Consider the following 14,350-nt stretch of genomic DNA (forward strand, 5'->3'; position numbering starts at 1 on the left):
CCGGGCCGGTCCGGAGCCTATTCTACCGGCGATTGCCCACGGAGGGGCGTTCCTCAGCCCACGCGGCGGGCCAGGCTTCCGACGGCGGACACGAGTTCGCGGAACGCCTGCTCCGGGTTGTTGCCGGACACGACCCGCGCGTTTGGGGGTGCTCCCCACAGTCCGCGGAAGTCGGCCACGGTGGTTCCCATCAGGAGCGGGGAGTCCGTTTCGACGTCTACGGTGGCTGGGCGGGCGGTGTACTCGAGCGTGCCCGCGGCCACCCCGGCCGCAAAGAAATCGTGGACGTGGGCCAGGTAGCCCTGGTCGTAGTGCCGGTGGAACTCGAAATAGAAACGCAAGGCATCGGACAGGTGCCTGACCAGGGTGTTGCCGGAGGTGCTGCGGAGCCCCTCCGGGTCCCCCGGGAGGACCAGTTCCGGAGCCGCGGCGCCTGCCGCCCGTGCCAGCGCCTCAACGTGGGCCGGGTGCAGTTCCATCCGCTCGGTGGTGTCCAGGGAGCAGACGATGGGTAGTTTCTCCGGCTGCCGTCCCCGGTACGCGGCGTAGACCTCCTTGGCCGCATGGGGGTCCACATGGGTGTTCCACTCGGCGGTGGGGGTGGTGTTGCCCTGGTGGTAGAAGCTCCCGCCCATGATCACCACCTTGGCAAGGAGGTCGGGGAGCTCCGGTTCCCGCCGCAGTGCCAGGGCGAAGTTGGTCAGCGGCGCCGTGATCAGGGCGGTGAGCTCACCCGGCCTGGCGCGGGCGTGTTCGATCCACAGGTCAACGGCGTTCCGCGCCGAGACCTGTCCGGCGGGCCCGGGCAGCACCGCGTAGCCGATCCCCTGCGGCCCATGGGTTTCGGGTGTGGTGGTGAGCGGAATGGACAGCGGCCCGCGCGCCCCGATGGCCACCTCGACGCCCGGCCTGCCGCACAGCTCCAGCAGTGCCAGGGTATTCCGGGCCACCTGGTCGGCATCGACGTTGCCGGGGGTGGCCGTGACCGCCACGAACTCCGTGTCCGGGAGCGCGGCAAGGTAGGCAAGGGCAAGGGCGTCGTCGATGCCGGTATCGACATCAAGGAGGTAGGCGGGCATCGTGGCCTAGAACAGCGCGACCTTGGGCACGGCGGGGAAGATGTCGTCGAGGGTGGCGATGTCCTCCGGGGTGGGGGTCCAGTTCGCGGCTTCGGCGTTTTGCCGGACCTGCTCCGGCCGGGTGGCGCCGGCGATGACGCTGGCCACCGAGGGCTGGGCGGCGAGCCAGGAGAAGGCCACCTCGATCTCCGTGAGGCCTCGTTCTTTCGCGAAGGCGCTGTACCTGCCCAGTTGGTCCCAGTCGGCGTCGTCCACCATGTTGGTGCGGGTGTGGCTGAGCCGCGACCCTTCGGGGGCGTAGCCCGGGGAGTACTTGCCGGTGAGCAAGCCGTTGGCCAGCGGGAAGTAGGGCAGGACGCCCAGGCCGAACTCCTCCGCGGCCGGGGTCACTTCCAGTTCGGCCCGGCGGTCCAGCAGGTTGTAGTGGTTCTGCGAGGAAATGAACCGGGAAGTCCCCAGTTCGCGGGCCACGTATTCAGCCTGGGCGATCTGCCACCCGGAGCGGTTGGAGTGGCCGATGTAGCGGACCTTGCCACCGCGGACCAGGGTGTCCAGCGCCGCCAGGGTCTCGTCGATGGGGGTCAGTGGGTCCGGGGTGTGGAACTGGTAAAGGTCGATCCAGTCCGTGTCCAGGCGCCGCAGCGACGCTTCGGCTGCCTGGATAATGTACCGCCGGGAGCCGCGGGCACCGAAGTCGGGGCCGTTGGCGCCCCGGGTGTCCATTCCGAACTTGGTGGCGACGACGACGTCCCCGCGCCGGCGGCCGAGCGCCTTGCCGAGCATGGTTTCGCTGAGCCCGGGTTCCTTGCCGTAGTTGTCTGCGACGTCGAACAGGGTAATGCCGGCGTCGATCGCGGCGTTCACGACGGCGTCCGTTGCGTCCTGCGACTCGGTGGCGGTGTTGGCGCGGCCCAGGTTGTTGCAGCCCAGGCCTACGGTGGAGACCGTCAGCCCTGATTTTCCAACACGGCGGTAACTGGTCACGAACGTCTCCTAGAGGCTGAAGCTGCTGGCGGGCTTGGCGGAATGCTTGAGCTTGTAATGGTCCGGCTGGCTGTACGGGGCAGCCCCGATGCTGAGCTTGGTGAAGTCGAGGTCCTCGTTGCGGGCGCAGACCTTGATGGCGCTGACGGCCTTGTTCACATCCGGGCACAGGCAGAAGATGCTGAGCTTGTAGTCGGTGAATTCGGAGCGTTCCACCGTTCCCAGGCCGCGCCAGGCCAGGTGGCTGACGAGGGCGTCCTTGGCCTTCTGTTCAAGGCGGCGGTCACGGTCGGTGCCGTCCTTGGTCTTGAGGGCGAACTGGGCCACCACCCAGGACTGCTCCTCGTTGGGGACCTCAGCGTAGCCGTCCTCGGCGCACTGGGCTGCGAAGGCGTCCAGGAGGCCGTCGGCAGCGGCGGCGTCGGGGACATCGGTTTCCTCGGTCTTGCTCTGGTGCCCCACGGCACCGAAGTTCATGACGAACTGGGAGTATTCCTCGTCAAACCAGGCCTCCCTGAAGTGCAGGGCGCCGTCGTCGTCGCGCTTGTAGACCCTGACAATGCCGCTCATATGGTGCGTCCTTTGGTAAACCATTCGACGTCGGTGCCGTCGAATGGCGCGTGCTGTGCCTTCACGGCGTGGTAGAGCCCGTCTGCGGCAGCCTGGATATCCTCGATCAGCCGCTGGGGGTAGTGCATGGAGACGCTGTGCGCCGCAAACTCGTCCTGGTCGTCGATGAAGACGCCGCGGGCCTCGGTCCGGATGACGTCGAGATCCATGTCGATCACATGGAACTCGGTCACGGCAGGCCGGATGTGAGTCCACTCATGGCCTACCGCGAGGTCGATGTAGACCCGCACTCCACCGGGGTGCGCGGAGTCGTAGAACGTGGCCACCCAGTCCCCCTGCCGTGGCACCAGCAGGACAGCGTCCGAGCGCGTATAGAACGCAGCGCCTGGACGGGAGCAGAATTCGTTGGTGCCCTGGAAGATCCACCATCCGTGCCGGTCCTCGCCGAGGTACCGCCCGGGAACCACCCAGTGGGCTTTGCCGTTCCATTTCCGGTTCCTGGAGACCACCAGCTGGCCCGGCTCCAGCCCATTCGGAACCCGCGTAGTGGTGGTGTGCAGAACTGGTCCGGACTCCCCCGCCGGCCCGGGATACTTCAGCTCGTCTTCGTCCCTCACAGGATCGGAAGGCTGCCGGTGGTGGGGTGCTGCTGCCCGGGGAGGGGCCGCGCGAAGGGGACCTTGGTTCCCAGGACCTGAGCGACGACGTCGTGCGTGATCTGCTGGGCGGTCAGCCCAACCCGCTCCAGCACTTGGTTGCGGGTGCCATGGTCCAGGAACTCCACGGGCAGGCCTACCTCGTTCAGTGCCGTATCCACGCCGGCAGCGCGCATCTCCTGCCGGATGCGGGAGCCGACGCCGCCCGCGCGGACGCCGTCTTCGATGCAGATGACCAGGCGGTGGTGCGAGGCCAACGCGATGATCGAACGGCGGACGGGGAGGACCCAGCGGGGGTCCACCACGGTGGTGCTGATGCCCTGCGCGCCGAGCCGGTTGGAGACGTCGAGGGCCAGTTCGGCCATGGCGCCCACGCTGACGATCAGTACGTCGTTCTCGGTGGAACCTGACGGCCGGCGGGCCAGGATGTCCACGCCGTCGCTGAGCCGTTCCACTGCCTCGACGGCGGGGCCAACGGATCCCTTGGAGAAGCGGACAACGCTGGGCGCGTCGTTTATGGCCACAGCTTCACGCAGTTCCTCCCGGAGCCGGGTGGCGTCGCGGGGCGCGGCGAGGTGTAGCCCGGGGACGATCTGGACCATGGCCATGTCCCACATGCCATGGTGGCTGGCGCCATCCGGGCCGGTGACGCCGGCGCGGTCGAGGACGATGGTGACGCCTGCCTTGTGGAGGGCCACGTCCATGAGCAGCTGGTCGAAGGCCCGGTTCAGGAACGTGGCGTAGACGGCCACCACCGGGTGCAGGCCGCCGAAGGCCATGCCTGCGGCGGCGGTCAGCGCGTGCTGTTCCGCGATGCCGACGTCGATGACGCGCTTGGGGTGCTTGGCGGCGAACTTGTGCAGGCCCACGGGAATCAGCATGGCTCCGGTGATGCCCACGATGTCGTCGCGTTCGTCGGCGATGGCTGAGATCTCGTCGGCAAACACCGAGGTCCAGGACTGGGCACCGCCGGTACCGGTGGGCTCGCCGGTTTCGGGGTCGATGATCCCCACAGCATGGAATTGGTCCGCTTCGTGGGCACGCGCGGGCGCGTAGCCGTGGCCCTTCTCCGTCATGGCATGGACGATCACGGGACCGCCGTAGTTCCTGGCGGTGGACAGTGCGTGCTCCATGGCCTGGAGGTTGTGGCCGTCCACCGGGCCGATGTATTTCATGCCGAGGTCCTCGAACATGCCCTGCGGCGCCCACCAGTCCTTGATGCCCTTTTTCATGGCGTGCAGGCTCTTGTAGGTGAACTGCCCCACGGGGCCGCCGTCCTGCAGCTTCTTCTTCCACCAGTCGAGCGCGCCTTCGTAGGCCGGGGCGGCGCGGAAGGAGTCGATAGTGGGGCGCAAGGACGCCAGGTAGTCGGCGAACCCGCCGACGGTGGGGGCGTAGGAGCGGCCGTTGTCGTTGACGACGATGACCACGCGGCGCTTCTTGTCTGCCGCGATGTTGTTGATGGCTTCCCAGGCCATCCCGCCGGTGAGGGCGCCGTCGCCGATGATGGCGACGACGTGCCGGTCGCCTTCCCCCGTGAGCTGGCGGGCGCGGGAGATACCGTCCGCCCAGGACAAGGACGACGACGCATGGGAGCTTTCCACGATGTCGTGTTCCGATTCCGCCCTGTCCGGGTAGCCGGAGAGGCCGCCTTCCTGGCGGAGCGTGCTGAAGTCCTGGCGGCCGGTCAGCAGCTTGTGGACGTAGGACTGGTGCCCCGTGTCAAAGACGATGCTGTCGCGGGGAGATTCGAAGGTGCGGTGCACGGCAAGGGTCAGTTCCACGACGCCGAGGTTGGGCCCGAGGTGGCCGCCCGTCTGGGAGACGTTCGTGATCAGGAAATCCCTGATCTCCGAGGCCAGCTGTTCCAGCTGTTCCTCGGTCAACTCGTTCAGGTCCTGTGGATTCCGGATGGTGTCCAAGATTCCCAATGACCCCTCCTTCGGGTGGTAGACGTGCCGTTTAACTCTAACGCCTTGGCTTGAATGCAAAGCCGAAGCCCCGGCTGGTCGGTGACCGGCCGGGGCTTCGGGGTGGATCGTTGCTGCTGTTGGAACCCGCTAGTTCGCGGAGATCTGGCGCAGCACGTACTGCAGGATGCCGCCGTTGCGGTAGTAGTCCGCTTCACCCGGGGTATCGATGCGCAGCACGGCATCGAACGACTTGGAGGAGCCGTCCTCTGCGGTGGCGGTGACCTTCAGGGTCTTGGGCGTGGTGCCCTCATTGAGGGCGGTGACGCCCTCAACCGAGAAGGTTTCCGTGCCGGTCAGGCCCAGGCTGGCAGCGTTCTCGCCGGCCGGGTACTGCAACGGCAGGACACCCATGCCGATGAGGTTGGAGCGGTGGATGCGCTCGTAGCTCTCGGCGATGACGGCCTTGACGCCCAGCAGGGCGGTGCCCTTGGCTGCCCAGTCACGCGATGATCCGGAACCGTATTCCTTGCCGGCCAGGACCACCAGCGGGGTGCCGGCTGCCTGGTAGTTCTGCGCGGCGTCGTAGACGTATGCCTGCGGGCCGTCGGCCTGGGTGAAGTCGCGGGTGAAGCCACCCTCAACGCCGTCCAGGAGCTGGTTCTTGATGCGGATGTTCGCGAACGTGCCGCGGATCATCACTTCGTGGTTGCCACGGCGGGAGCCGTAGGAGTTGAAGTCCTTGCGCTCCACGCCGTTGGCCAGCAGGTACTGGCCGGCGCGGGTGTCGGACTTGAAGGAACCGGCCGGGGAGATGTGGTCGGTGGTGACGGAATCGCCGAGCTTCAGGAGCACGCGGGCACCCGAGATGTCCTTGACGGGTTCGGGCTGGGCCTTCATGCCGTCGAAGTACGGGGGCTTCCGGACGTAGGTGGACTTCTCATCCCAGGCGAAAGTGTCGCCGGCCGGGGTGTCGAGGGCCTTCCAGCGGTCGTCGCCGTCGAAGACGCCCTCGTAGCCGCGGGCAAACATGCCCTTGTCGATCGAGGAGTCGATGACCTGCTGGACCTCGACCGGGTTGGGCCAGATGTCCTTCAGGAAGACGTCGTTGCCGGCTTCGTCCTGGCCCAGTGCGTCGTTCTCGAAGTCGAAGTCCATGGTTCCGGCCAGGGCGTACGCGATGACCAGCGGCGGGGAGGCCAGGTAGTTCATCTTGACGTCCGGGTTGATCCGGCCTTCGAAGTTGCGGTTGCCGGAGAGGACTGCGGTGACGGAGAGGTCGTTGGCCTGGATGGCCTCCGAGATTTCGGCGTCGAGGGGGCCGGAGTTGCCGATGCAGGTGGCGCAGCCGTAGCCCACGATGTAAAAGCCGAGCTTCTCCAGGTAGGGGGTCAGGCCCGACTTGTTGTAGTAGTCGGTGACAACCTTGGAACCGGGGGCAACGGAGGTCTTGACCCACGGCTTGGCGGCGAGGCCCTTTTCGACGGCGTTGCGGGCCAGCAGTGCTGCCGCCAGCATCACGGACGGGTTGGACGTGTTGGTGCAGGAGGTGATCGAGGCGATCGACACCGCACCGTGGTCCAGCTCGAATTCGCGGCCGTCAGCGGTCTTGACAGCCACCTTCTTCGTCGGGCGGCCGTTGGACTTCGGTCCGTGGGCGTGCGGGGCTTCCTCGGTGAGGTGGGTTGCCGTGGCGGTGAACGAGGGTGAGTCGGACGCCGGGAAGCTCTCGTCGATCGCTTCGTCCAGGCTGCCGTCGGCGAGGTCCACCTTGACGTAGTTGCGGAGGTCCTCGCGGAACTGCGCCTTGGATTCGGTGAGGATGATGCGGTCCTGCGGGCGCTTCGGGCCGGAGATCGACGGAACGACGGTCGACAGGTCCAGCTCGAGGTACTCGGAGAACTTGATGTCGCGGGAGGGGTCGTGCCAGAGGCCCTGTTCCTTCGCGTAGGCCTCGACCAGGGCGACGTTCTCGTCGGACCGGCCAGTGAGGCGCAGGTAGTCCAGGGTGACGTCGTCGATGGGGAACATGGCGGCGGTGGAACCGAACTCGGGGCTCATGTTGCCGATGGTGGCGCGGTTGGCCAGCGGCACTGCTGCGACGCCTTCGCCGTAGAACTCGACGAACTTGCCCACCACGCCGTGCTGGCGCAGCATTTCGGTGATGGTCAGCACCACGTCGGTTGCGGTGGCGCCGGCGGGGATGCTGCCGCTGAGCTTGAAGCCCACGACGCGCGGGATGAGCATGGAGACGGGCTGGCCGAGCATCGCTGCCTCGGCTTCGATGCCGCCGACGCCCCAGCCCAGCACGCCCAGGCCGTTGACCATGGTGGTGTGCGAGTCGGTGCCAACGCAGGTGTCGGGGTAGGCGCGCAGCGCACCGTCCACTTCGCGGGTCATGACCGTGCGGGCCAGGTACTCGATGTTGACCTGGTGCACAATGCCGGTTCCCGGGGGAACAACCTTGAAGTCGTCAAACGCGGTCTGGCCCCAGCGCAGGAACTGGTAACGCTCACCGTTGCGCTGGTATTCGATCTCCATGTTGCGCTCCAGTGCGCCGGAGTTGCCGAAGGCGTCGATCTGGACGGAGTGGTCGATGACCATCTCGGCGGGGGCCAGGGGGTTGACCCGCTTGGGATCGCCGCCCAGGTCCTTGACTGCCTCACGCATGGTGGCAAGGTCGACCACGCAGGGAACGCCGGTGAAGTCCTGCATGATCACGCGCGCCGGCGTGAACTGGATTTCTGTATCGGGCTCCGCATTCGGATCCCAGCCTGCCAAAGCGCGGACGTGATCGGCAGTGATGTTCGCGCCGTCCTCGGTCCTCAGCAGGTTTTCAAGCAATACCTTGAGGCTGAACGGAAGGTTTTCTGCACCTTCAACGGAGTTCAACCGGAAAATTTCGTACTCGGTTCCGGCTACATTAAGTTTGCCTTTTGAACCGAAGCTGTCCACAGTGCTCATCGCAGGACTCCTCTCGCAACAGTTTCATCTTTGTCGCGCGGTTGACCGCCTGCTAGTTAGGAAGCCCTAAGTAGCTCAAGGGCCCGAAAATTTGCACACGGCCGGCCGAGAATTCGGGCGCGACGTGGGACTACTACGGCAATCGTAGTCGATAACCGCAGCGGCATCACGGAGCCGGAGCCAGCAATGCGACCGTCTCGAGGTGGTGGGTGTGGAGATACAGGTCGAAGGCCCGGAGCCCGGCGAGTCCCCACCCGGAGCGGCGGAAGTAACCGAGGTCACGTGCGAACGACGCCGGATCGCAGGACACGTAGGCGATGGCCCGGGGCTGGGCGGCCACGAGTTGCCCGACGACGGCTTTCCCGGCACCGGCGCGCGGCGGGTCAAGGACCAGCGCGTCGAAATTCCGCGGTTTCTGGCGCAGGACCCGCTCCACGCGCCCTTGGACCACTTCCACCTGGGGCGAAGAATGCAGGTTCTTCCGGGCGTCGCGGCTTGTGCCCGGGGCCCCCTCGACCGAGAGGACGGATCCCGTCCCGCCTACGGCGTCCGCCAGTACGGCGGTAAAGAGTCCCGCACCGGCGTAGAGATCAGCCACCACCGCACCGGGATTGAGGTAGTCCCCCTGATGCAGGAATTCTGTGACAGCCCCCACAAGGGTCCCGGGCGCGTCGCGGTGGATCTGCCAGAAACCCTCGCCGGTCACCCGGTAGTCATGGCCGACGGCGGATTCCTGCACCCAGGTGCGCCCCCGGAGCTGCACGACCGTGCCGGCCAACGGATCGAAGGCGGCCACCGATGCGTCGGCCGGCAGCGCGGCGGCGATGGCCCGCAGCCGCTTGTCCTTGGTCCCGGGCGAAGGGGCCAGGAGTACCAGGGGGCGGGACCCGTTGGCCGGAGCGGCCACCTCCACCCGGTCGATGCCCTGCAGGTCCAGGTCCCAGAGGCGCAGGGCGTTGATGGCTTCGCTGGCAAGCGGCATCTCCCGCACCGGAACAATGTAGTCGGAACGGTGCGCGTGCATGCCCAGCCTGCCGCCGGGGGTGACCGAGAAACTGGCCCGCGTGCGCCATCCAAGGCCGGTGCCGCCGTCGTCCGCTTCCCCCACGGGCTCCACGGCACCGTTCCACGCGGAAGGCACCTGCTCAAAGCCGGCAAGGCGGGTGAGCTGCTCGGCGAGGACGTCCGCCTTCAGGCTGCGCTGTTTGGCCAGGGCCATGTGCCCGAATTCGGCACCGCCCACCGGCGGGTGGCCGTGGCCCCAGGCACGCAGGGAATCTGCCACGTGCCAGAAGTGCTCCACCCGGTCCGGGGATGGATCGAGAACCTCGATGACGTCCGCGCGCCAGAATTTGGCATCGTCGCCCGCATCGGTCAGCCGGACCCGGACCTTCTCGCCCGGAACGGCGTGCCGGACAAAGACCACGCGGCCCTCATGGCGCGCCACGCAGTGCCCGCCGTGGGCTACCGGTCCGACGTCGAGCACGGCCTCCTGGCCGGTGTGGCCGGTCTGGTCCCCTTCCGCCGGAGCAGCTGCCGGCTGCATGGCGCGGGAAGTTCTGGTGCTCACTGGACGTCCTGGAGGTTCTTGGCTTCTTCGGAGGATTTGAGCTGCCAGGGAACGCTGGCCACCATGACGCCCGGTTCGAAGTGCAGCCGGGTCTTGATGCGGAGGGCTGTCTGGTTGTGCACCAGCTGCTCCCACCACTTACCCACCACGTACTCGGGGATGTACACCACCACCAGGTCCCGCGGGGAGTCCAGGCGCATTTGCTTGACGTAGTCCATGATCGGCGTGACGGTCTCGCGGTACGGGCTGGCGAGGACGGTCAGCGGCACCGGGATCTCAAGCTTTTCCCAGTCGGCGATGGTGTGCGCCGTCTCATCCGGGTCGATGTCCACGGTGATGGCGTCCAGCCGGGAGGGGCGGGACGCGCGGGCGTATGCCAGGGCACGCAGGACGGGCTTCCGGACGTGCGAGACCAGCAGGACGGCGTGGACCCTGGTGGGCAGGGCGCGCGGTGAGGAGTCCTCGTCCACCGCGAGCTCCTTGGCGACATTGTCGTAGTGGGCCCGGATGCTCCACATGATCAGGAAGAGGATGAACATGGCCAGCAGCGCGATCCAGGCGCCCTGCTGGAACTTGGTGATCAGGACGATGACCAGCACCAGTCCGGTCATGCCGAAACCGATGCTGTTGATGGTCCGCGACTTGATCATCTTGCGCCGGACGGCCTTGTCCTTGGCCAGCTTCAGTTCGCGGCCCCAGTGCCGGATCATCCCGAGCTGGCTGAGGGTGAAGGAGATAAAGACGCCCACGATGTAGAGCTGGATCAGCTTGGTGACGTCGGCATCGAAGGAGATGATCAGGATCAGCGCGCCTGCCGCCAGGGCCAGTACGCCGTTGCTGAACGCGAGCCTGTCGCCGCGGGTGCGGAGCTGGCGGGGCAGGTAGCCGTCCTGGGCGAGGATGGAGCCCAGGACCGGGAAGCCGTTGAAGGCAGTGTTGGAAGCGAACACCAGGATGACGCCGGTGGCGGCCACCACGATGTAGAAGGGAATGCTGCCCGCGCCGAAGATCGTTTGCGCAATCTGGCTGATGGCGGGGTTCTGGATGTAGCCCTCGGGCAGCGGGTTCCCATTGAGCAGGAATTCCTTGGCCGGGTCCAGGACGATGTGGACCTTGGTGGCGTTGGCCAGGTAGATGATCCCGGCCAGCATGGCGGCGCCGATCATGCCCAGCAGCAGCAGGGTGGTGGCGGCGTTCCTGCTTTTGGGATGCCGGAAGTTGGGGACGCCGTTGCTGATGGCTTCGACGCCGGTGAGCGCCGCGGCGCCGGAGGAGAAGGCCCGCAGCAGCAGGAACGCACCGGCCAGGCCCACCAGGCCCTGGTCGAAGCCCTCGGCCGGGACGATGGTGAACGCGGCCGACGGCGCCTGCCCCAACTGCCCGGTGGCGGCCTGGAACATGCCCACGGCCGTCATGCCCAGGATCGAGGCCATGAAGATGTACGTGGGGACCGCGAAGACGCTGCCCGCTTCCTTGATGCCGCGAAGGTTCACCAAGGCAAGGATCACGACGCCGATGGTGGCAATGATTGCCTGCTGGCCGTGCAGGGACGGGACAGCCGTGGTGAGGTAGGCCGCAGCCGAGGACATGGACACGGCAACCGTCAGGACGTAGTCCACCAGGAGGGCCGAGGCCACGGTCAGGCCGGCGTACTTTCCCATGTTCACATTGGCGATCTCGTAGTCGCCGCCGCCGGACGGGTAGGCGTGCACGTTCTGCCGGTAGGAGGCCACCACGGTCAGCAGCACCACCATGACGGCCAAGCCAACCCAGGGCGAGATGGCCACGGCGCTGACGCCGGCCAAAGCCAGGGTGAGCAGGATCTCGTCCGGTGCGTAGGCCACCGACGACAGGGCGTCGGAGGCGAAAATCGGGAGGGCGATCTTCTTGGGGAGCAGGGTATGGGCCAGGCGGTCATTCCGGAAGGGCCTGCCCACCAGGACGCGTTTGACGGCGTTCAGTATTGTCAACACCCCACAAAGCTAGTCTGATTCGCGGTCGATGTCATGACGGGCGCCTGCCAGGCCTAACAGGTGCCATGCCGGTAGAGTTCTAGCTGCACGATCCTGACACAGATACAGAGGAGATACGGTGGCGCATTTCGTGATCATGGGATGTGGCCGGGTGGGGGCAACGCTGGCGCACACGCTGGAGGATGCCGGCCATTCCGTGGCCATCATCGACCAGGATGACCGCGCGTTCCGCCGGCTCCGCCAGGGCTTCACCGGCCGGAAGGTCACCGGTGTGGGCTTTGACCGGGAGACCCTTAAGCAGGCTGGCGTGGGCGAGGCCTACGCCTTCGCTGCCGTCTCCAGCGGTGATAACTCAAACATCCTGGCCACCCGGGTGGCCCGCGAAACCTTCCACGTCCCGCACGTCGTCGCCCGGATCTACGATCCGGGACGTGCCGAGATCTACCAGCGCCTGGGCATCCCCACGGTGGCCGCCGTCCGCTGGAGCGCGGACCAGGTGCTGCGCCGCATCCTTCCCGAACAGCACCTCGCCGGTGATTTCCGTGAACCTTCCGGGCGGCTGGTCCTGGCTGAACTGGACCTCGATGCCGGCTGGATTGGACACCGGATCAGCAGCATCGAAAAGGCTGCCGACGTCCGGGTGGCCTATGTGACCCGCTTCGGCGAGGGCCTGCTCCCTGACGCTGGAACGGCGTACCAGGACGGGGACACCGTGCACGCCATGCTGCAGGTGGACCGCAGCGCCCAGATCGCCCAGATCCTCGCCAAAGCCCCTGCCAAGGAGTACCAGTGAAAGTCGTTATCGTCGGCGCCGGCAGCGTCGGATCATCCATTGCCCGGGAACTGCTGGCGCACAAGCACGAGATCCTGCTGATCGACCTCAAGCCCGAGGTGATCGGCCGGAGCGGGCTCAGGGGCGCCCACTGGCTGGTGGGCGACGCCTGCGAACTCTCCACCCTGCAGGGCGCCAAGGTGGAGGACGCCGACGTCGTGGTCTCCGCAACCGGCGACGACAAGGTCAACCTGGTGGTGTCCCTGCTCGCAAAGACAGAGTTTGGGGTTGGCCGCACCGTGGGCCGGGTCAACAACCCGAAGAACGACTGGATGTTCAATGATTCCTGGGGCGTCGACGTCGCCGTCAACACGCCGCAGCTGATGACCGCCCTGGTGGAGGAGGCGGTGGAGATCGGCGACCTGGTCCGCCTGCTGACGCTGCAGACCGGGGTGGCTTCACTGGTGGAATTCACCGTTCCCCATGATTCCCACGTGATCGGCATGACAGTGGGAGACATCCACTGGCCCGAGGACGCCACCCTGGTGGCGATCCTGCGCGACCAGGCACCCATCACGCCCAGCCGGGACGACGTCATCGACGGCGGGGATGAGCTCTTCTTCGTGACCACCATTGCGGCCGAGGACAGGCTGCGTGAGCTCCTCTCCTCCGCCCCGGGCAGTATTGACACCGGGGAGCGGGCCGTGGGCGACGCCGAGCCGGCCGCCGCGGCCGGCCACGGCCACGCGCAGGACGACGACGGCTTCGACGGTTAGTCCGCCGGCGCGGTTTTGGGTGCCGGCCGGGTTACCAGCCAGGCCACCCAGATGCCCAGGATGTACAACGGTGCGCCCATGATGAGGCGGGTGGTGGCCAGTGCGGCCAGCCCGTCCGTGCCCATGAGGTAGAGCGGCACCTGGACGATGAGCCGGAGGGCCAGGACTGCCACGATGATCCACGTGCCCAGGCGGTAGGCCTTGACCCGGGACGGTTCCTTGCGCCACTCCACGCCCTCGTTGCGGATGAAGCCGAAGAGGAGGCCGGCCACGGGCCACTTGACCGCAATGGAGAGAACCATCGCCAGGATGTACGCTCCGTTCGTGAAGAAACCGGGGAGGTAGAAATCCTCTGCCTTGCCGGTGGTGTTGGCCAGCCACGCGGAAATACCGACGCCGGCCACGCCCGCCAGCGCCTGGGTCAGCGGACGCCGCTGCACCAGCCGGACGACGGTGAAGATGGCGGCCGAAGCCAGAGCGGCCACCAGGGAGAGGCTGAGTTCACGTGTGACGGTGAAGGCGACCAGGAAGACCAGGCCGGGAACGATGCTCTCGGCAATGCCCTGCACTCCCCCGGCGCTCCGGAGGACGTCCACCTGTCCGTCATGGGTGCGGTGAAGTCCGGCCTTGGCCGCGTACCCGGCGGCCAGTCCTGCAACCGGAGAGGGGCCGGCATCCTGCGGCCTGCCCTGCGGCCCGGTCCTGCCGGGGTTCTCGGGGCCGGTTGGCTGTTCGGGCTGGTGCTCGGTCATTCGTTCTCCTGGCGGGACAGAATCTCGTAGCGGGGGTTGAAGATGGTGGGCATGTCCTTGCCGCGGGCCAGCATCCCCTCAACCCGGATTTCCGCACCGGCTTCGATGCCCGGAACCCGGCGGCGGCCCAGCCAGACAACACGGAGCCTCGGGGGCCTGCCCTGCCCCGGTCCGGCGGGACGGACAGCGTCGTCCTCCGTGACGATGGCGCTGAATTCGGCCGTCCGGTCGGCCGGGACGAATGTCACTGATTCGATATGCCCCTGGCACAGGACCCTGCCCCGGTCCGGCAACTGGCCCAGAGGAGTGATTCCGCGTCCCGCCTGCGCGCTGCCGTTCTCCGG

General features: G+C 67.0%; 12 protein-coding genes. 2 read left to right on the forward strand and 10 right to left on the reverse strand.

The features are described 5' to 3' along the window. Positions 1 to 53: 53 nt before the first annotated feature. From PV772_RS11825 to PV772_RS11860, 8 genes are all read right to left on the reverse strand, one after another. Positions 54 to 1,079 (reverse strand): nucleoside hydrolase, encoded by a 1,026-nt coding sequence (locus tag PV772_RS11825; RefSeq protein ID WP_141160775.1) that lies wholly within the window; start codon positions 1,077 to 1,079, stop codon positions 54 to 56. Between the two features lie 6 nt (positions 1,080 to 1,085). After that, positions 1,086 to 2,063, reverse strand: coding sequence for an aldo/keto reductase (locus PV772_RS11830; RefSeq protein ID WP_307362123.1), 978 nt, complete (start codon positions 2,061 to 2,063; stop codon positions 1,086 to 1,088). 9 nt (positions 2,064 to 2,072) lie between these two features. After that, positions 2,073 to 2,633, reverse strand: coding sequence for a hypothetical protein (locus PV772_RS11835; RefSeq protein ID WP_141181286.1), 561 nt, complete (start codon positions 2,631 to 2,633; stop codon positions 2,073 to 2,075). After that, a complete protein-coding gene (locus tag PV772_RS11840; protein WP_141181285.1) occupies positions 2,630 to 3,250 on the reverse strand; it encodes a DUF402 domain-containing protein in 621 nt (206 codons plus the stop codon). The genes PV772_RS11835 and PV772_RS11840 overlap by 4 nt, the downstream gene beginning before the upstream one ends. After that, the gene (gene dxs, locus PV772_RS11845) at positions 3,247 to 5,220 is read right to left on the reverse strand and encodes a 1-deoxy-D-xylulose-5-phosphate synthase (protein ID WP_141160779.1); all 1,974 of its coding nucleotides are present in this window, start codon (positions 5,218 to 5,220) and stop codon (positions 3,247 to 3,249) included. The genes PV772_RS11840 and dxs overlap by 4 nt, the downstream gene beginning before the upstream one ends. Positions 5,221 to 5,349: 129 nt before the next feature. Beyond that, the gene (locus PV772_RS11850) at positions 5,350 to 8,163 is read right to left on the reverse strand and encodes an aconitate hydratase (RefSeq protein WP_347886266.1); all 2,814 of its coding nucleotides are present in this window, start codon (positions 8,161 to 8,163) and stop codon (positions 5,350 to 5,352) included. A 166-nt stretch (positions 8,164 to 8,329) separates the two neighbouring features. Further along, the gene (locus tag PV772_RS11855; protein ID WP_347886278.1) at positions 8,330 to 9,709 is read right to left on the reverse strand and encodes a TRAM domain-containing protein; all 1,380 of its coding nucleotides are present in this window, start codon (positions 9,707 to 9,709) and stop codon (positions 8,330 to 8,332) included. 20 nt (positions 9,710 to 9,729) lie between these two features. Further along, the gene (locus PV772_RS11860; protein ID WP_141160782.1) at positions 9,730 to 11,706 is read right to left on the reverse strand and encodes an APC family permease; all 1,977 of its coding nucleotides are present in this window, start codon (positions 11,704 to 11,706) and stop codon (positions 9,730 to 9,732) included. A gap of 118 nt (positions 11,707 to 11,824) precedes the next feature. On the opposite strand from PV772_RS11860, the gene PV772_RS11865 reads away from it, so the two are divergent. Beyond that, positions 11,825 to 12,499, forward strand: a complete 675-nt coding sequence (locus PV772_RS11865) for a TrkA family potassium uptake protein (RefSeq protein WP_141160783.1) — start codon at positions 11,825 to 11,827, stop codon at positions 12,497 to 12,499. Further along, positions 12,496 to 13,254, forward strand: a complete 759-nt coding sequence (locus PV772_RS11870) for an NAD-binding protein (protein ID WP_141160784.1) — start codon at positions 12,496 to 12,498, stop codon at positions 13,252 to 13,254. The genes PV772_RS11865 and PV772_RS11870 overlap by 4 nt, the downstream gene beginning before the upstream one ends. Here the strand turns inward: PV772_RS11870 and PV772_RS11875 are convergent. Then, complete coding sequence (locus PV772_RS11875) at positions 13,251 to 14,006, reverse strand: DUF3159 domain-containing protein (RefSeq protein WP_141160785.1); 756 nt, start codon at positions 14,004 to 14,006, stop codon at positions 13,251 to 13,253. The two genes, PV772_RS11870 and PV772_RS11875, sit on opposite strands and share 4 nt — an antisense overlap. Further along, on the reverse strand, positions 14,003 to 14,308 hold the full coding sequence (locus PV772_RS11880; protein ID WP_141161614.1) for an OB-fold nucleic acid binding domain-containing protein: 306 nt from the start codon (positions 14,306 to 14,308) through the stop codon (positions 14,003 to 14,005). Before PV772_RS11880 ends, PV772_RS11875 begins: the two co-directional genes overlap by 4 nt. Between the last annotated feature and the right edge of the window lie 42 nt (positions 14,309 to 14,350).

The sequence above is a fragment of the Pseudarthrobacter sp. CC12 genome (genome assembly GCF_039907755.1).
Lineage (GTDB): Bacteria > Actinomycetota > Actinomycetes > Actinomycetales > Micrococcaceae > Arthrobacter > Arthrobacter niigatensis.

Bases quoted from the DNA above. Each gene is read 5' to 3' on its own strand.
- PV772_RS11825 (WP_141160775.1), bottom strand. From the start codon at position 1,079: ATGCCCGCCTACCTCCTTGATGTCGATACCGGCATCGACGACGCCCTT.
- PV772_RS11835 (WP_141181286.1), bottom strand. From the start codon at position 2,633: ATGAGCGGCATTGTCAGGGTCTACAAGCGCGACGACGACGGCGCCCTG.
- PV772_RS11850 (WP_347886266.1), bottom strand. From the start codon at position 8,163: ATGAGCACTGTGGACAGCTTCGGTTCAAAAGGCAAACTTAATGTAGCC.
- PV772_RS11855 (WP_347886278.1), bottom strand. From the start codon at position 9,709: ATGCAGCCGGCAGCTGCTCCGGCGGAAGGGGACCAGACCGGCCACACC.
- PV772_RS11875 (WP_141160785.1), bottom strand. From the start codon at position 14,006: ATGACCGAGCACCAGCCCGAACAGCCAACCGGCCCCGAGAACCCCGGC.